Below are 18,806 nucleotides of genomic sequence, written 5' to 3' on the forward strand. Positions count from 1 at the left end.
CATGTGGCGTAAAAATGGATATTTTCTTGTAAATCATGCGGTTGATTAACTGGCACAGGCTTTGCGATGGATGCTGACCAAGGGGCCACGACTGGCCAATACACAATGAGGAGAGTGGCAATGAAATGGATGATGGGCGTGGTGCTGGCGGTCGGGCTCAGCGGGTGCAGCTGGCTGGATGATACCCGGGTGAGCGGGGCGGGGGCCGTGATCGAGCAGCAGCACGGGGTGGGCCGGCAGGTGACGCGGGTGCTGGCCGGGGTGCCTGCCAGCGTCCATCTGGTGGCCGGCGAGCCGCGCGGGCTGCGCATCCGTGGGCAGGAGAACCTGTGCCCTACCTGGTGCTGAGCGAGCGGGGCGACAAGCTGGAGATCGAGGTGAAGGACGGCTACCGGCTCGATCTCTCCGAGCCCATCGATATCACCATCACCCTGCCAAGGCTAAATGAGCTGGCGCTGGCGGGTCTGGCCCGTGGCGATCTGGGCGGCTTCAAGGGGGATGAACTGGTGCTGTCGGTGGCAGGTCTGGGGGATATCGTCGCCAGCCAGCCAGCTGGAGCTGGACCGCCTGGAGGGCAACATCGCCGGCGCGGGCAACCTGGATCTGGGGGAAGGCTCGGCCATGGAGATAGAGCTGAATATCGCCGGTGCCGGCGGCGTGCTGGGGGCCGGACTGCAGGGGGAGAAGGTCGAGGTCAATATCGCGGGCAGCGGCGACGTGGAGGTGCGCGCCAGCGAGCTGCTCAAGGTCGGCATCGCCGGCTCGGGCTCGGTCAGCTACTGGGGAGATCCCGTGCTGCAGAGCGAGATCGCCGGCTCCGGCGAGGTGAGCCGGCAGGGCAGCTGATGGTTTTGTCCACCGAGCAGAAAAAAACAGGCCCGTCACGGGCCTGTTTCGATCAGAGGTGGCGGGCGTGAAAGCGCAGGTGCGCCTCGATGAAGCTCGCCACGAAGTAGTAGCTGTGGTCGTACCCGGCGTGGCGGTTGAGCTCCAGCGGCCACTCCTTGCCGGCAGCCGCATCGGCCAGGGCGTCGATGTGCAGCTGTTCGGCCAGGAAGGGATCGTCCAGCCCCACGTCCACCAGGGTCGGCAGCGGCGTCACCGGGTGGTGGCGCAGCAGCTGGCAGGCGTCCCACTCCTGCCACAGCAAGGGGTTGTTGCCGAGGTAGGCGCCGAGTGCCTTCTGGCCCCAGGGACAGCGGCTCGGGTGGCTGATGGGGCTGAAGGCCGACACCGAGCGGTAGCGACCGGGTTCGCGCAGGGCGGCGATGAGCGCCCCGTGGCCGCCCATGGAGTGGCCGCTGATGGCGCGCTTCGTCGAGACCGGGAAGTGGGTCTCGATGAGCTCGGGCAGCTCGCGGGTGACGTAGTCGTACATCTGGTAGTGATCGCGCCAGGGATGCTGGGTGGCGTTGACGTAGAAGCCGGCGCCCATGCCGAGATCGTAACCGGGGTCGTCCGCTACGTCTTCACCGCGCGGGCTGGTGTCCGGCGCCACCAGGGCGATGCCGAGCTCGGCGGCGATGCGCTGGGCGCCCGCCTTCTGCATGAAGTTTTCATCGGTGCAGGTGAGGCCGGAGAGCCAGTAGAGCACGGGCACCTTCTGGCCGGTGAGGGCCTGGGGCGGAAGGTAGATGGCGAAGCGCATCTCGCAACCCAGCACCTCGGAGGCGTGGCTGTAGCGCTTGTGCCAGCCGCCGAAGCTCTTGTTGCTGCTGATTATGTCCAGATTCATCGGGGGAACTCCTGCACCCCGCCCACGGTGGCGGGCGGGGTGATCATGCTCAGTAGTGGATGACGCTGCGGATGCTCTTGCCTTCGTGCATCAGATCGAACGCCTCGTTGATCTGCTCAAGCCCCATGGTGTGGGTGATGAAGTCGTCCAGCTTGAACTCGCCCTGCATGTAGCGCTGCACGTAGCTCGGCAGCTCGCTGCGACCGCGCACGCCGCCGAAGGCGCTGCCGCGCCAGACCCGGCCGGTGACCAGCTGGAACGGACGGGTGCTGATCTCCTGGCCGGCACCGGCCACACCGATGATGACCGACTCGCCCCAACCCTTGTGGCAGCACTCCAGCGCCGCGCGCATCACCTTGACGTTGCCGATGCACTCGAACGAGAAGTCGACGCCGCCGTCGGTGAGCTCGACGATCACCTCCTGGATGGGCTTGTCGTAGTCGTTCGGGTTGATGCAGTCGGTGGCGCCCAGCTTGCGTGCCAGCTCGAACTTGCTCTCGTTGATGTCGATGGCGATGATGCGGCCGGCCTTGGCCAGGCGAGCCCCGATCACCGCGGAGAGGCCGATGCCACCCAGCCCGAAGATGGCGACGCTCTCACCCTCTTTCACCTTGGCGGTGTTCATCACGGCGCCGATGCCGGTGGTGACGCCGCAGCCGAGCAGGCAGACCTCTTCCAGCGGGGCGGCCGGGTCCACCTTGGCGATGGAGATCTCGGGCAGCACCGTGTATTCGCTGAAGGTGGAGGTGCCCATGTAGTGATAGATGGGCTGGCCATCCTTGGAGAAGCGGGTGGTGCCGTCCGGCATCAGCCCCTTGCCCTGGGTGGCGCGGATCTTCTGGCACAGGTTGGTCTTGCCGGATTTGCAGAACTTGCACTCGCCGCACTCGGGGGTGTAGAGCGGGATCACGTGATCGCCCACCTTGACGCTGGTGACGCCCTCGCCGACGGATTCGACGATGCCGCCCCCCTCGTGACCGAGAATGCAGGGGAAGACCCCTTCCGGATCTTCACCGGAGAGGGTGAAGGCATCGGTGTGACAGACGCCGGTGGCGACGATGCGCACCCGCACTTCGCCTGCCTGGGGCGGCATGACCTCGACTTCTTCGATGGAGAGGGGCTGGCCCGGGCCCCAGGCGATGGCGGCCTTACACTTGATGCTTTGAACCTGTGCCATGACGGATGTCCTTATTGTTGAGTAGGGTGAGGAGAATGGGTTCGGACATCCAGTGTAGTTTCCCGCCTATTTGGTGATAATAAGGCGAAATCTGAAATCACTTTTACAGACAGGTAATAATGTTCGGCTGGGAAGGGATCTGTGAATTTGTCAGCGTGGCGGAGCAGGGGGGGTTTACCCCGGCGGCGCGCAAGCTGGGGGTGTCGGTGGCGCAAGTCAGCCGGCAGGTGGCACAGCTGGAGGATCGGCTGCAGGCCAAGCTGCTGCTGCGCACCACCCGTCAGGTGCGGCTCACCGAGCTCGGCGAGATCTACTATCGCCACTGCCGCCAGCTGCTGGACAACCTCTACGAGGCGGAGCTGGCGGTGGGGCGCCATCAGGCGGTGCCGCAGGGCACCCTGCGCATCACGGCCCCGGTCTCCTACGGCGAGAGCCGCATCGCCCCGCTGGTGAACGACTTCATGGTGCGCTTTCCCCAGCTGGAGGTGACTCTCAACCTCACCAACCAGCTGCTGGATCTGGTACACGAAGGCTACGATCTGGCGCTGCGGCTCGGCCACCTCAAGGACTCCAGCCTGGTGGCGCGCAAGCTGGCGCAGCGGGTGCCCTATGTGTGCGCCTCGCCCGCCTACACCGCCCGCCACGGCATGCCCAACAGCCTCTCCGAGCTCACCCGCCACACCTGCCTGGTGGGCAACAGCGACGAGTGGCACTTCACCCTGGATGGCCGCCCCCACAGCGTGCGGGTGCACGGTCTGCTGCACTGCAACAGCGGCCATGCCCTGCTGGATGCGGCGCTCAAAGGGATCGGCATCATCCAGCTGCCGGACTACTACGTGAGCGACCACCTGGCCCAAGGCGAGCTTATCGAGCTGCTGCCGGAGCTGCGGGCGCCGGCGGAGGGGATCTGGGCCCTCTATCCCCACAACCGCCACCTTTCCCCCAAGGTGCGGCTGCTGGTGGACTATCTGGCGGAGCGGCTGAGCGATCCCCATCAGCCCGCGCTGGTGCGCCCCGTCGGCTGACCTCGCTCAATAAAAAAGGCCCGCATGTGCGGGCCTTTTGCATGGCATGAAGGGCGGGGCTATTCCCGCTCCTTGACGTAGGGGGTGCCGAGCGCCTTGGGGGCCACCGCCTTGCCGATGAAGCCGGCCAGCAGGAACACGGTCAGGATGTAGGGCAGTGCCTCGATGGCCTGCACCGGGATCGGGAAACCGCCGATGCTGACCCCTTGCAGCCGGATGGCGACCGCATCGAGGAAGCCGAACAGCAGGCAGGCCGCCATGGCGTTCCAGGGGCGCCACTTGCCGAACACCAGCGCCGCCAGCGCCATGAAGCCCTTGCCCGCGCTCATGTTGGGGATGAACTGGGCGGTCTGGGCCACCGCCAGGTAGGTGCCGCCGATGCCGGCCAGCAGGCCGCCGATGATGAGCGCGGTGTAGCGCATGCGCACCACCGAGATACCGGCGGTATCGACCGCTGCCGGTGCCTCGCCCACCGCCCGCAGGCGCAGGCCGAAGCGGGTACGGAACAGCACCCACCAGGCCAGCGGCACGGCGGCGAACGCCACGTACTCCAGCAGGGAGTGGCCGCTCAGCAGCTCGCTGTAGAGCTGGCCGATGACCGGCACGTCATACAGCTCCTTGGCATAGGGCAGGTCGATGGGGGCGAAGCGGGCCGCGCCGGACAGCGCCGGGGTCTGACCGCCCTGATCGAACCAGTAACGGCCCAGGGTGACGGTCAGGCCGGCCGCCAGGATGTTGATGGCCATGCCGCTCACCACCTGATCGCCGCGGTGGGTGATGGTGGCAAAGCCGTGCATCAGGGCGAACAGGATGGAGACACCCACCCCGGCACCCAGCCCAATCCAGGCAGAGCCGGAGACGGCTGCCGCCGCCGCGCTGGCGAACGCCGCCGCCAGCAGCTTGCCCTCCAGGGCGATGTTGACCACGCCGGAGCGCTCGCAGAACATGCCGGCCATGGCCGCCAGGATCAGCGGTGGCGCGGTGCGGATGGTGGCATCCAGCATCAGGATCAGAATTTCGAACATGATCAGGCCCCCTTGACTTGCGCAGAGCGGTTGGCAAACGCCAGATAGAGCTGCTCGATGCGCGGACGCATCATGTGCTCAAGGGCGCCACAGAACAGGATCACCAGACCCTGCAACACCACCACTATGTTGCGGTCCACCCCGAACTCGAAGCTCAGCTCGGCGCCGCCCTGATAGAGGAAGCCGAACAGCAGGCTGGCGATGATGACGCCGACCGGGTGGTTGCGCCCCATCAGCGCCACCGCGATGCCGGTGAAGCCAAAGCCTTCCACGAAGTTGAGCTTGATCTGGTGCAGTTCACCCTGCAGCACGTTGAGGGCGAAGAAGCCCGACAGCATGCCGGAGATGACCATGGCCAGGATCACCACCTTGGGATAGGAGATGCCGGCATAGGCGGACGCACTCTGGCTGGCGCCGACCGAGCGGATCTCGTAGCCCCAGCGGGTATGCCAGATGAAGACCCACACCAGGGCCGCGCAGAGCAGTGCCCAGAAGAAGCTGATGTTGAGCGGGCTGTTCGACATCTCCATGCCGAATGCCCCCGCCAGTTCGCTCATCTTCGGCAGCCAGCTCGCCTCGGCAAACACCTTGCTCTCGGTGGCCATGGAGCCCGCCGGCTTGAACACCTCGACCAGCAGGTAGGCCATCAGGGAGGCGGCGATGAAGTTGAACATGATGGTGGTGATGACGATGTGGCTGCCGCGCTTGGCTTGCAGCCAGGCAGGGATGAAGGCCCAGGCCGCGCCGAACAGGCCGCCGGCGATGATGGCCAGCGGCAGCAGCAGGGCGAACGGCAGGGAATCACCCAGCAGCAGACAGACCAGACCGACGCCGAGGCCGCCGATATAGGCCTGCCCCTCGCCACCGATGTTGAACAGACCGGCGTGGAAGGCCACCGCCACCGACAGACCGGTAAAGATGAAGCCGGTCGCGTAGTAGAGGGTGAAACCGACCCCTTCACCGGTGCCGAAGGCGCCGTACCACATGATCTCGGCGGCATCGACCGGGTTGATGTCGAGGTAGTAGAACAGGATGGCCGACACCAGGAAGGCCAGCAGGATGTTGACCGCGGGCAGTACGCCCACGGAGATCCAGGCAGGGATACGTGCTTGGCTCATGGGCGAGCCTCCTTGGCAATCTGGCCGGTGACGGGGGTATTGACCATCAGCAGGCCGAATCCGTTACAAGTGGCTGTGAGCTTCATGATGTGGCTCCTTGTGATTGGCTTGCCGCCACCTCGTCAGGAACTATGTTTGCCATCATCAGACCGATAGTGCGCTCATCCGCCTTGGCGGCATCCAGCTCACCGACGATGCGACCGTCGGCGATGACCAGAATGCGGTCAGAGAGGCTCATGATCTCGTCCAGTTCCACCGATACCAGCAGCACGGCTTTGCCCTTGTCGCGCATGGCAATAATCTGCTGGTGGATGTACTCGATGGCGCCGATGTCGACCCCGCGGGTCGGCTGGCCGATCAGCAGCACGTCCGGGTCCTGCTCCACTTCCCGGGCGATCACCAGCTTCTGCTGGTTGCCGCCGGAGAAGTTGGCGGTCTTGTGCTCGGGATGGGGCGGGCGCACGTCCCACTTGTCCATCTTGGCCTGGCAATCCTGCAGGATCGCCTCTTTGTTCTGCAACCAGCCCTTGTTGTACTGGGGACGGCGGTGATAGCCGAGGATGAAGGCCTCTTTCGCCTCGAAGCGGTTGATGAGACCCATCTTGTGTCTGTCTTCCGGCACGTGGCCGAGACCGAAGTTGCGTACCCGCTCCGGGTCGGCCGGGTGGCTCACACTCACTTCGTGGGCCTGACCGCCACCGGTGATGGTGAAGCTGCCCTTGCTCGGCTTGAGGATGCCGCCGAGCAGGCTGAGCAGCTCGGACTGGCCGTTGCCGGAGACGCCGGCGATGCCGACCACTTCACCGGCCCGCACCTCGAAGCTGACGGATTTGACCCGCTCCACCCTGGCGTCGTCCACATAGCTGAGGCCATCGACCTTGAGCTTGGCGTCGCCCGGCTGGGTCGGCCCCTTGTCGACCTTGAGGCGCACCTTGCGGCCCACCATCAGTTCGGCCAGCTGCTCCTTGTCGGTATCCTTGGTGGCGACGTGGGCCACCATTTCACCCCGGCGCATGATGGAGACCTGATCGGTGATGGCCAGGATCTCGCGCAGCTTGTGGGTGATGAGGATGATGGTGGCGCCCTGATCGCGCAGCTTCTTGAGCACCTCGAACAGGTGATCCGCCTCTTGCGGGGTCAGTACCCCGGTCGGCTCGTCCAGGATCAGGATGCGGGCGCCGCGATAGAGCGCCTTGAGGATCTCGACCCGCTGTTGCAGGCCTACCGGCAGATCCTCGACCTTCTCGTGCAGCGGCACTTCGAGACCATAGTCCCGTGCCAGCTCGCCCAGCAGTTTTTCGGCCGCCGCCAGGCTCTTGCCCAGGTGCCAGCCGTTTTCCGCGCCGAGAATCACGTTTTCTAACACTGTAAAATTGTTAACCAGCATAAAGTGCTGGTGCACCATGCCCACGCCTGCGGCAATCGCATCTTGTGAGCCATGGGGTTTGAACGGGTTGCCGTCGATGAACATCTCGCCTTTGTCGGCGTGGTAGAAACCGTAGATGATGCTCATCAGGGTCGACTTGCCGGCGCCATTTTCGCCGACGATACCGTGAATGCTGCCTTTACGAACCTTAAGGTCGATCTGCTTGTTGGCGTACACTTCGCCAAACCGCTTATCGATACCCCTTAATTCGATGGCATAGCGATCTGTCTGGTCCATGATGCAGTCCTTGCGGGTCATGAAAAGAGACTAAAAACCGGCCCGTGCGGGCCGGTCGTTGGGTTGAGAGTAGTAGCGGTTACTCAGTATTTGCAGGTGCTGTCGCTCATGTAGTCGTGCACCTTGACCTTGCCGGAGATGATTTCGGCCTTGATGGCGTCCACCTTGGCTTTCATCTCGGGGGTGATCAGCTTCTCGTTGTCTTTGTCGAGTGCCCAATCCACACCACCCTCGGCCAGGCCCAGGTTCTTGATACCCGGTTTCCAGGTGCCCTTGGCGGCGTCATCCCAGGTCTGGTAGGCGGCCAGGCCAACCGACTTGACCATGGAGGTCAGCATGGTGCCCGGTTGCAGGTGGTTCTGGTTGGAATCTACGCCGATGGCCAGCTTGCCTTCGTCCTTGGCGGCCTGGTAAACACCGATGCCGGTACCGCCGGCGGCGGCATAGACTACGTCGGCGCCCTTGGCGAACTGGGACTTGGCCAGTTCAGCACCCTTGGCCGGGTCAGCAAACGCCGCCGGGGTGGAGCCGGTCATGTTCTGGAACACTTCGATCTTCGGATTGACGTACTTGGCACCCTGCTCGTAGCCGCACTCGAACTTGCGGATCAGCGGGATGTCCATGCCGCCCACGAAGCCGACCTTGCCGGTCTTGGAGGCGATGGCAGCCAGCGCGCCCACCAGGAAGGAACCTTCATGCTCCTTGAAGATGACGGACTGGACGTTCGGCTTGTCGACCACCATGTCGATGATGGTGAACTGGGTTTTCGGGAACTCGGTCGCTACTTTCTCTACCGCGGAACCCATGTTGAAGCCGACGGCAACGATCGGGCCGTTGCCACGGCTGGCCAGACGACGCAGGCCCTGCTCACGCTGGGCTTCGTTCTGGGGTTCGAACTCCTTGACCTTGACGCCTTTGTCTTTGTTGTAGACTTCGACGCCATTGCGGAACACGGCTTCGTTGAACGATTTGTCGAATTTGCCTGCGGTGTCGTAGATGACGGCGGGCTGGGAGGCTGCCTGGGCAGACAGGGCAGCGAGAGTGAGGGCGGCAACGGTGGCCAGCTTGAGCACTTTAGTCACGATCGTATCCTTGATTGTTATGTGAGGGTCCACAACCTGCCGGGGCAGGCCATAAAGCACGCTGGCTAACTGTAAGTGAGCCACGGTGTGGGTCAAGGAGATCATAAAGGAAAAACGTTTGCGTTAACGGTTTGAAATATAAGCAAATCGCTTTATAAGTGGTTGTTTTGATGCCTGTTTTCAGATTTAAATTCTGTGAATAATTAGCTCCAAATGACATTTCTGTTTGTATTCATAAGGTTATAAGCAAGCGTTTTCACATGATGACCAATATTTGAGATTCCATTGGCGCCATTTGATGGTTTGGTATCAGTATCTTTCGTTATTAGCACTAGTTGGAGAGTACCCCAGATAGTGGATTTGCCGGCGAGAGTGAACGAGCTCATATAGCTGCACATTACCGCTTTTCATATGAGTACTCTTGTGTATTATGCGACTCGACTGCCCTCCTGGATGGGGGCGTGTTTTTTCACTTATTCGAGCGATAAAAAATGAAAAAAAATGTGCTGAGTGCAGCAGTGGCTTGCGTATTGTCAGGTGTCATGTTGACCGCTTGTGGAGGTGGCGGCGACGAAGGTGGCAACGGTGGCAACAGCGGTGGTGGCACCGACACCGGCAGCAAGCCCCTGCACACAGCAATTTTCCTCGATGCCGCCGTTGCTGGCCTCAACTACCGGTGCGCCAATTACAGCAGCATCACCAACGCCAATGGTGAGTTTCTGTTCAATGATGGCGACAGCTGTTCCTTCACTCTGGGCAACCAACTGTTGGGTTCGGTGACGCTCAAGGCTGGTAGCTCTTTGGTCACTCCCTATACCTTGGCGGGTGATGACAAGAACAAGGCGATCCGCATCGCAGCCCTGTTGCAAACTCTCGACAGTGATAACAACCCGGAAAATGGCATTACCCTCGACAAGGCACAGGTCGCACAACTGGGGATCATCGAATTAGGTAGCGATGACGCCTTTAACACCTCACTGGTCGAGGCCCTGAAAACGGCAGGCCTGACCAAGGATGTCGTCTCCCTGGCCGCAGCGAAAGACCATCTCTCTGCCACTCTGGCGGGTGTCAATGGCCGCTCTGTCGCGGTCGACAAGGTGCTATCGGATTTACAAGCGCTGACCGATCTGAAAACCCTTAACGTTGAAGAGAAACTCAAGGAGTACAAAGACACTCTGCTGGCTGAAACCACAGATAATGGCAAGATTGACCGCCAGATCGTGCTGGCCACGCTGGCCATGCTCGAAGTAACCAACGACCCCATTGTTGCAGAACGCCTGGGCTTTACCTCCTCTGAAATGGGCGTGAATTACAGCACCAACCTGGCCAAAGTGATCGATGTCATCATCCACACCCCCTATTCCGCCTCCGTTATCCTCAAGGGTGACAAGGGGTATACCCGCGACGTAGCCAAGCTAATGGGGACCTATGCCGATAGCATGGACAAGGTCGCCGCCACCCTGGCCGATATTCAGGACCCGGGTTACAGCGCTACCTATGGTGATGACAAGTCTGTCACTCTCAACTTCGACGGCGCCAAGGCACTGCGCGCCTCAGCCATCGCGATGGCATCGGCACTCAATATTGCCGCATCATACCAATATGGCCCGGACAAAGCCTATTCTGTCCAGGAAGAAGAGGTGACCTTGCCTCGCATGCTCATCACTTACTCTTGGGATGGGCAACAGCAAAACACCATCTATGGTGAGAATGCCAGCACCTTCAAGACCCAGTTCAGCCCGGTGGATATCGAGCCGGATAGCCTGATGAGTCACCCCGATTTCTTCCGCCTGACTGACGAGGCCAAGATGCACTTGGGCAAGGCCAAAGCTCAGCTGAAGCAAGCGGTAGACATTGCGCTGACCATCGATCAGAGCAAGCTGGACGACTCTTTGACCGAAGAGGATATCGCCGCCAACACCAAATTCCTGACCCAGCTGGCGAACCATTTCTTGGGCAAGGAGCCTACTGTCGAGTGGACAAATCGCAAGATCAAGTACGTCAATACCGGCATGAATTGGGAGCCCAAAGAGGTGGGCGTCAAGTTCAACATCAACGTCATCCCGTTCTTTGACGAGATGCTGGATCGCAGCGATATGACCATCAAGGTATCTGGCAACTGTGCTGTGGGTATTCGGGATGCCGAACTCTCCAAGGCAATGGGAGAACCCATGTGCCTGATCTCGAGTGACGAGTTCAAGGCGCTTCTTGCCCAAAACGATTACGATGCACTCAAGTACATCGGCTGGATACAGGAAGATCAATACAGCCACACTAGTATCTATGCCAAGGGAGTGGGCTATGATTGGTCAACCCAAATGACACCGGTGGCCGGGTCGACCTTCGACAAGGTCTTCGTATCTTGTACCGATCTGGATGGCAACAAGGTCAGCTGTGCTGATCAGCTGTAAACAATGCAGAGCGCTCCTGTTGGGAGCGCTCTTTTTGCTGATGCCGGCGGCGCAAGCTGCCGGCATGTTGGCACGCTACAACGACTATCGGGAGCGTGTCTTCGATAGTCAGGGCCAGTTGCAATATCAATTGAACACCCGTGAATACTTGCAGCGGATGCCCAGCGGGCGTCCGTCATTGTCCAGTCTCTTTGCGTTGCGCGAAATACAACGGGAGTCACTGGAGTTGAAACAAGGCACCTTGATGGTGGATGCCGTCATAGTGCACTTCCAGCATGGGTATTATCAGGACGGCATGCTCATGATGGGTAGCACGGAAGTGACGCTGCCTGAAGGCCGTTTGCGAGCCGCCTCCCTTCGTTTTGATCCTGTTCATCAGGTGCTGGATGCACCACGCGCCATGTTATTGAGCTTTTCTGGTGATGTGTTGGGCCAATATCGGAACTATCACCGCCCCCTTCGTTGATCCTGCTGGTTGGTCTCTGGCCACTCAGGTCGTATAATCCCCGCCTGTATAAATAAACAGGAGTGGTGATGGACGTTTCAACCCTGCTCGACGGGCTCAACGACAAGCAAAGAGATGCCGTTGCGGCCCCCCGTTGCAACCTGCTGGTGCTGGCCGGTGCCGGTTCGGGCAAGACCCGGGTGCTGGTGCACCGTATCGCCTGGCTGATGCAGGTGGAACGCTGTTCACCCTTCTCCATCATCGCGGTGACCTTTACCAACAAGGCGGCGGCCGAGATGCGTGGCCGGGTCGAAAAAGTGATCGGTGACGGCGTGCGCGGCATGTGGATCGGCACCTTCCACGGCATCGCCCACCGATTGCTGCGGGCCCACCATCTGGATGCGGGGCTGCCGCAGGATTTCCAGATCCTCGATTCCGACGACCAGTACCGCCTCATTCGCCGGGTGCTCAAAGCGCTCAACCTCGACGAGAAGCACTGGGCCCCGCGCGCCGTGATGGGCTACATCAACGGCAAGAAGGACGAGGGGCTGCGCCCCGGCGACATCGACCTCTACGGCGACCCCGTCACCCGCACCTATCAGCAGATCTACAAGACCTATCAGGAGACCTGCGATCGCTCCGGGCTGGTGGATTTTGCCGAACTCTTGCTGCGCGCCCACGAGCTGTGGCTGAACAAGCCCCACATCCTCGAGCACTACCGCGATCGCTTCCAGAACATCCTGGTGGACGAGTTCCAGGACACCAACGGCATCCAGTACGCCTGGCTGCGGATGCTGGCGGGCGACACCGGCAAGGTGATGATCGTCGGCGACGATGACCAGTCCATCTACGGCTGGCGCGGCGCCAAGATCGAGAACATCCAGCGCTTCCTGACCGACTATCAGGGCGCCGAGACCATTCGCCTCGAGCAGAACTACCGCTCCACCGCCAATATCCTCAAAGCGGCCAACTGCGTCATCGCCAACAACGCCGAGCGCCTGGGCAAGGAGCTGTGGACCGAAGGGGCCGAGGGCGAGCCGATTTCGCTGTACGCCGCCTTCAATGAGGTGGACGAGGCCCGCTTCGTGGTTGGCCGCCTCAAGGACTGGAAAGAGAAAGGTGGCTTGCTCGCCGACTGCGCCATCCTCTATCGCTCCAACGCCCAGTCGCGGGTGCTGGAAGAGGCGCTGATGCAGGACGCCATGCCTTATCGCATCTACGGCGGCCTGCGCTTCTTCGAGCGGCAAGAGATCAAAGACGCCATGGCCTACCTGCGTCTCATCAACAACCGTGGCGACGACGCCAGCCTCGAGCGGGTGGTCAACACCCCGACCCGCGGCATCGGCGATCGCACCCTGGAGATCTTGCGCAACAACGCCCGGGATCAGGGCCAGAACCTGTGGCAGTCGGCCAAGACCCTGCTCAATGACAAGGTGCTGACTGGCCGTGCCGGCAACGCGGTGCGCGGCTTTGTGGAGCTGATCGACGCGCTGGAGGAGCAGGTCTCCATGCTGCCGCTGCACCAGCAGGCGGATATCGCCATCCAGAACTCTGGCCTCAAGGCCATGTATCTGGCGGAAAAAGGCGAGAAATCCCAGGCGCGGGTAGAGAACCTGGACGAACTGGTCACCGCCTGCCGCCAGTACCAGCGCCCGGACGAGCTGGAGGATATGAGCGATCTCTCCGCCTTCCTCGCCCACGCGGCGCTGGAATCCGGCGAGAATCAGGCCGACGAATATGCCGATGCAGTGCAGCTGATGACATTGCACAGCGCCAAGGGGCTGGAGTTCCCGCTGGTGCTGCTGGTCGGCGTGGAGGAGGGTATGTTCCCCAGCCAGCAATCGACAGAAGAGTCGGGCCGCCTCGAAGAGGAGCGGCGTCTCTGTTACGTCGGCATGACCCGCGCCATGGAGAAGCTCTACATCTGTTATGCCGAGAGCCGCCGCATCTACGGCCGCGAGATGTTCCACAAGCCGAGCCGCTTTATCCGCGAGATGCCCGCCGAGTGTCTGGAAGAGATCCGGCTGCGCACTCAGGTCAGCCGCCCCACCCAGTACGGCCGCTTTAGCCAGAACGAGGTGCAGCAGAGCTTCGACGCCAGCGGCATCAAGCTCGGCCAGCGGGTGCTCCATCCGAAATTCGGGGAAGGTATCGTGCTCAACTTCGAAGGGGTCGGCCAGCAGAGTCGGGTACAGATCCAGTTCGACGACGTCGGTGCGAAGTGGCTGGTGACTGCTTACGCGAGATTGGAGGCGCTCTAATCCCCTCACCCTGACCCTCTCCCAACGGGAGAGGGGATCATCCCCGCGATAGTCTTTGCCTCTTTCTCCCATTGCGGGAGAGGTGCTTGTTCCCGTGATCGTCTTTGATCCCTTCTCCCCTTGCGGGAGAAGGGTTGGGGATGAGGGGTTCGTAAATGGCTTTGGATCTTGGCACGGCTGGCGCCGTGCAGGATGCGAGTGCTGGGTCCTCGACAGGATTTCGCCCGCCCTTCGGGCTGGGGCGAGTGACTTTGGAAAGACCCAAAGTCACCAAAGGTCTTCTCCCCCGCCAATCCGCTGGCTTCGCCAGTCCCCTCCGCTCAGAGCCAACGTCGGACGGGTCGCCGCAGACGGCACTTTGGCCTGCGCCATCCATGGCTTCGGCCAAAGCCCGCTTCGAACATCCCTGTTCTCGCGCCAAATCAGGGTCGAGCTGTGCTCGCCCTGACCCGATTTGGCCCCTGTCCGCTGCGGCTACGCCATCATCCCTGATGGCGTCCCTGACGTTGTTTCTGATCCTCGGTGGATTGGAGGGGGAGCAATACCGTGCCTGTCTTTGACTTGAAGGTATCCAGTACAGCCGCTTTAGTCAGAATGAGGTGCAACAGAGCAGGATGCAGATCCAGTTCGGCAATGTTTGGTTATCGCTTACGCCAGATTGGAGGCGCTCTGATTTTTCCCGCCTTTTGATGCAATCAACCCGGCTTAGGCCGAGCTGATTTTTATTTTCGCAAGCACTGGAAGAATGTTCATCGCGTGTCAGGACCGATATCATCATCCCCCTGCGATAAGGAGTGATGATCCATATTTAAACGTAAGAAGTCATTTAAGAATGATACCATCGTATTATTTTCTCTATCAGCATAGATGGTACTGTTATCAGTGAATCCAGAGATTATAGATAACTGTTCAGCCATATTTTCAACCGTTTGTTGAATATTGGACATAACGGTATCATTCACATCGCATCTCAAAAGAGAAAATAATTCAAAACTATATTTTTCAGCCTCATCCAAGTTGTCAAGTCTGACATACATGGCTCTAATGTAGCTTTTGTAATCAGTATGCTCGACGCTGGCCGCTGATTCAATCTTCTCAATATGTTCTGCAAGAATAGGAGCCAGATAGTCATTGAATTTATTAGGAAGCCCGGTTCTATAGTATCGATTTGCTCTCCATACTGGAATAGTCATGCTATATTCTTTTGATAAATCAAAGACACTAAAACTTGCATGTGACTCAATGATAGATAACAGCTCATCCTTAGCTACAGTTACAATGTATTCTGAGCTGGCTTCATACCATTGTTCTCCATGTTGAAACTGAAGTTTTCTAGAGCTAATAGCAAACATATTAGCGTGAAAAACTTGTTTCGGTTTGATCGGTTTGCAAACAAGCAGTTCAATTGCACTTTCCAAGTCATCATTGTAGGCAGCAATATCACAATTCTGGGACAGAACGAGAAAGATAGTTGAGTCACTAATTTTCGACTCAATACCACGATGCTTAAATTTTGAGAATGAGTCAGTCCAAGCAATTCTCACCTCTTTTCCTATAAGAGATGCATGAAAACATGTTGCCTGTTTTATTCCGTGTTCAAAGAGTAACTTTTGACCATTCGAATACATGTAGTCATTCCTTTACACAGATCTTGTTAGATTGAACAACGTAGTTTCATCCTTTGAATGAGATGCAGGGATTTTATTCATCTTATCAGCAAGTAGCTGCGAATGATGGAGTATTTTACTAGTATCCAACGTCTCAGAAGTTAACAAATCCAGCAATGAACTACCTTCAATAGTAAAGTTCTTGGACATGGCTCCAGGGCTATGGGGAAGCAACGGTGAAATCGCCTTGATAATCTCATGTAAAGCAATCACCCTATCTCTGGTGCTAGACTTCATTGATTGAGATATTTCAGCCTCGGTTGCATATGAATGTAATGTCTGTCTTGTCACTCCAAAGATTGAGGCGATATCCTTATTTGGTAAACCCAAGGATACTTTTACAAAAGAAATAATATCTGAAATTCCCAGCAATTGTTTTTCTTTGCTGGGTTTTGTTCCATGAAAATTATAAGACGCCCAACGACCATTATCATAATTAGATGAGTTTTGATCGTGAAGAACATCATAAGTAGTAGGGTGTGAAATAACCCCGGCATGAGTCTGAAACATGACTGCCCCAGCCATAATTACCGCGCTAGCAGGGGAGTTTTTGATAGCAGAAGCACTATTCCACATTGACAATCTCCTCACCCCAAGTATCCCTTGCCTTTTCTGAAATAACGTTCCAGAAAACATCGCTTGCATGTTGATATAACTCATTTGCAGCTGATTCTATCAGGGTTATTGAAAATTTTGGGCTTCCGACAAAATTATGTGAGTGATCGACATCTAATAGACCATATGTCTCAGAAGAAACAACTAGCCACTCTGATTGGCCATTAATTATTAACCCACAATTAGGATCAGGTTCAACAAGATTGTCAGGTAATATCTTGTATACTCTACCCCCATTGCATCGTAGCTCTTCGAAATTAACAACAAGAACTTGTCCGGGTTTAGTTTCGATAACTTTTAACGTAGCACCTTGCACATGGTGGGTTAGAGGGCCAACCATGTCGAGTGAAGGTGGTAACACTTCGGAACTAACAAACTCTTTTAAAGTGCATCCACCGGTAGGTGCAATAACATCAACATATCTCAAGCCAACACTTTTCAGGAGTGTCGAATTTAACCCACTAAATATGTCTAAACATCCATTTAAGACGCGATGGAATTTATCATAAAAGTCTTTGAAACCTTGATAGTTTGTTGTTTTAAGCACAATGGAGTCGTTAAGAATCTCAACAATATCTTGTTCACCAGCAGCCCGGAAGAGAACCCTCTTTCTTTGAACTTGATTTTGCACCATTTGCTGTCTGACCGGGTCAAAACCAACATCAACGATGTTAGCTTCACTTTCGATCTTTTCTTGGAATCCTTCGCTAATCATCCTTTCATGCAGAGCCTTCATCAGCTCATTACTGATAGGATTTAGACTTGGCGCCTCACTAAAACGCAGGTGTAAAACTGCATGCACTAGAGGGGCGTGTTTCAAAATTCTTTTGCTCATCAATGGCAACCTTACTGTTCATGCTTTACTTCATTTTACACATTTTTTTACATCAGACAGCTTACTTTCCTCAAAATCAGAAGTATCAATCGTTAACTGAGTCGCAAAAAAGAAATCTAGGCGCCAACCTTTCTGACGGGGCCGTAGGTTCAATAATGACTGTGCTAATCGAACCTACAACCCCTTATGTTGTGTCATTCCCGTCATCTCATATCGGCCATTGTCTTCCAGAGCCCCGCTGACGACTAAACGCAACTCTGGCTCGGACCCCCGTGACAGGCACCAACAAGAGGTTGGCCGACTTCAATTGCGGCTGCACCTTGCTTTAACCCCACCGCCAGCCAAGGCATACTGCTCCATCATCAAATGGGAGTCATTGATGTCTAAGTGGATGCTGGCGCAACGTAGGCCAGAGACTTAGGTTCGATTACACCTCGCTGATCGAACCTGCACGGGCTGACAGGGAGAATGGCCACTTACCGTCTGATATCAAACATGGCCGTCAGTTATTTGAGTGCGCTTTTACGTCAGGGTGTTGCAGGCTTGTCAGCGCACTCTGGACGGTCTGGAACAAGCTGATCAGGCGCGATCGATAGGTGTGGTGGATCAGCACCGTCTGTTGCCCATGGGCGGCGATGGCGGCGCGCTCTTCCTCGTGGCTCAGGTAATAGCGACAGATCTCCAGCAGGTCCTGCTTATCGCGGAAGATCACCAGATCCTTGCCCGGGGTGAAGAGATGATGCAGATCCTCCTTGTCGTTGGTCACCATGAATCCACCGGCGCCAAGAATATCAAACACCCGCATGGGGAGCCCCGACTCGACGAAACTGCGCACCAGATTCAGGTTGATCCTGCTGCGTTGAAACAGGCGTGGCATCGCTTGGTAATGTTCTGCGTATCCGCAATAGGTCTCTGTGTGTGTCGCCCATTCCGGGTTTCCATACACGGCGACCCGCTCAAACCGGGCCGCCAGAGCCTGGATGCAGGACACCCTTTCCCGATAGGAGTGTTCGCGGCCCAGCAGATAGGCCAGTTTTTCATATTCACTCAGGTAGGCTAGCCCGCTCAGCGGATACACCTCTTTCACAAGCCGTATATGAGATTCCGTGAGTTGTGCGGTCAGGGGCTGCCCCTCAAGGTGCGCATCGAGGTGCCCAATCAACGCTTCCAGCGTTTGCAGTGGTCCGGGGGCCAGCCGTGGTTTGATGTGGGTCTGGTATTCCGGCGGGGTCAGGTTGGCGATGAGGGAAATATCGTGGTCATAGCCCGGCTCGGCTGACGGTTGGCGCTGCTCGTTGACGGCGACCGGCAGGTAGTAGACGTTGCCATTGCTCCGCTCCTTGAGCCTGCTTGCTACGGCAAGGTCGTAGACAAACGTGAAGGAAAAGGGGTTGGAGATGGCCTCATGATGCATGCCATAGCAAGGCGTATCGACCACCCACGCAATGTAGGGCTTGCGCAACGCTTCGGCCGCTTGAGAGAGGAGGGGGTTGAAGTTGATGCTGAAGAGGTAATCAAAATTGAGAAACGGCAGCTTGGTAAACACCTCGGCAGAATAGGCGATGCGTATCACGTTAAACCCCAGCGCCTGGAGCGTGTCCATGCAGTCTCTCGCTATGGTGACATGCTCAAAGCAGAGAACGGTTGCAGCCTGATCCTTCATGTTTTCTCCCCATTATCCCGTGTGTGTCTCGTCAAGGAGAGGGCACTGCAAGCGCTTGAAGACTCCTGCCCGGTGACAACCTTG

The 18,806-nt window shown here is 57.9% G+C and carries 14 protein-coding genes and 1 pseudogene; 5 read left to right on the plus strand and 10 right to left on the minus strand.

All coding sequences use genetic code 11. From position 1 onward, the window contains the following. Positions 1–120 precede the first annotated feature (120 nt). Positions 121–846 (plus strand): annotated as a pseudogene (locus PG881_RS15760) (GIN domain-containing protein). A 52-nt stretch (positions 847–898) separates the two neighbouring features. Here PG881_RS15760 and fghA read toward each other — a convergent pair. Both fghA and PG881_RS15770 read right to left on the minus strand, forming a co-directional pair. Next, entirely contained in the window at positions 899–1,735 is an 837-nt protein-coding gene (fghA, locus tag PG881_RS15765) for an S-formylglutathione hydrolase (RefSeq protein WP_011704224.1), read from the minus strand. Positions 1,736–1,784: 49 nt separating this feature from the next. Continuing rightward, on the minus strand, positions 1,785–2,912 hold the full coding sequence (locus PG881_RS15770; RefSeq protein WP_005307638.1) for an S-(hydroxymethyl)glutathione dehydrogenase/class III alcohol dehydrogenase: 1,128 nt from the start codon (positions 2,910–2,912) through the stop codon (positions 1,785–1,787). A 119-nt stretch (positions 2,913–3,031) separates the two neighbouring features. Here PG881_RS15770 and PG881_RS15775 point away from each other — a divergent pair, with 119 nt between their 5' ends. Then, positions 3,032–3,937, plus strand: a complete 906-nt coding sequence (locus PG881_RS15775) for a LysR substrate-binding domain-containing protein (protein WP_005307641.1) — start codon at positions 3,032–3,034, stop codon at positions 3,935–3,937. A gap of 59 nt (positions 3,938–3,996) precedes the next feature. On the opposite strand, the gene PG881_RS15780 is transcribed toward PG881_RS15775, so the two are convergent. The 4 genes from PG881_RS15780 to PG881_RS15795 form a co-directional block, all read right to left on the minus strand. After that, entirely contained in the window at positions 3,997–4,962 is a 966-nt protein-coding gene (locus PG881_RS15780; RefSeq protein ID WP_016349044.1) for an ABC transporter permease, read from the minus strand. Between the two features lie 2 nt (positions 4,963–4,964). After that, positions 4,965–6,080, minus strand: coding sequence for an ABC transporter permease (locus PG881_RS15785; RefSeq protein ID WP_005307647.1), 1,116 nt, complete (start codon positions 6,078–6,080; stop codon positions 4,965–4,967). 82 nt (positions 6,081–6,162) lie between these two features. Then, complete coding sequence (locus PG881_RS15790; RefSeq protein WP_029302435.1) at positions 6,163–7,743, minus strand: ABC transporter ATP-binding protein; 1,581 nt, start codon at positions 7,741–7,743, stop codon at positions 6,163–6,165. An 83-nt stretch (positions 7,744–7,826) separates the two neighbouring features. Beyond that, positions 7,827–8,825, minus strand: coding sequence for a BMP family lipoprotein (locus PG881_RS15795; RefSeq protein WP_024944638.1), 999 nt, complete (start codon positions 8,823–8,825; stop codon positions 7,827–7,829). 491 nt (positions 8,826–9,316) lie between these two features. On the opposite strand from PG881_RS15795, the gene PG881_RS15800 reads away from it, so the two are divergent. The 3 genes from PG881_RS15800 to uvrD all read left to right on the plus strand — a co-directional run bounded on the left by PG881_RS15800 (position 9,317) and on the right by uvrD (position 13,942). Further along, positions 9,317–11,236, plus strand: coding sequence for a hypothetical protein (locus tag PG881_RS15800; protein WP_270801246.1), 1,920 nt, complete (start codon positions 9,317–9,319; stop codon positions 11,234–11,236). 64 nt (positions 11,237–11,300) lie between these two features. Then, complete coding sequence (locus tag PG881_RS15805; protein WP_270801248.1) at positions 11,301–11,702, plus strand: hypothetical protein; 402 nt, start codon at positions 11,301–11,303, stop codon at positions 11,700–11,702. A gap of 68 nt (positions 11,703–11,770) precedes the next feature. Then, a complete protein-coding gene (uvrD, locus tag PG881_RS15810; RefSeq protein WP_270801249.1) occupies positions 11,771–13,942 on the plus strand; it encodes a DNA helicase II in 2,172 nt (723 codons plus the stop codon). A gap of 749 nt (positions 13,943–14,691) precedes the next feature. On the opposite strand, the gene PG881_RS15815 is transcribed toward uvrD, so the two are convergent. From PG881_RS15815 to PG881_RS15830, 4 genes are all read right to left on the minus strand, one after another. Then, positions 14,692–15,570 (minus strand): hypothetical protein, encoded by an 879-nt coding sequence (locus tag PG881_RS15815; RefSeq protein ID WP_270801251.1) that lies wholly within the window; start codon positions 15,568–15,570, stop codon positions 14,692–14,694. 12 nt (positions 15,571–15,582) lie between these two features. Next, entirely contained in the window at positions 15,583–16,185 is a 603-nt protein-coding gene (locus tag PG881_RS15820; RefSeq protein ID WP_270801254.1) for a hypothetical protein, read from the minus strand. Then, on the minus strand, positions 16,175–17,059 hold the full coding sequence (locus tag PG881_RS15825; protein ID WP_270801256.1) for a TIGR04255 family protein: 885 nt from the start codon (positions 17,057–17,059) through the stop codon (positions 16,175–16,177). The genes PG881_RS15820 and PG881_RS15825 overlap by 11 nt, the downstream gene beginning before the upstream one ends. Before the next feature lie 502 nt (positions 17,060–17,561). Then, the gene (locus tag PG881_RS15830) at positions 17,562–18,722 is read right to left on the minus strand and encodes a CgeB family protein (protein WP_270801258.1); all 1,161 of its coding nucleotides are present in this window, start codon (positions 18,720–18,722) and stop codon (positions 17,562–17,564) included. Positions 18,723–18,806: the final 84 nt, after the last annotated feature.

It is taken from the genome of Aeromonas sp. QDB54 (assembly GCF_027707385.1).
Lineage (GTDB): Bacteria > Pseudomonadota > Gammaproteobacteria > Enterobacterales > Aeromonadaceae > Aeromonas > Aeromonas hydrophila.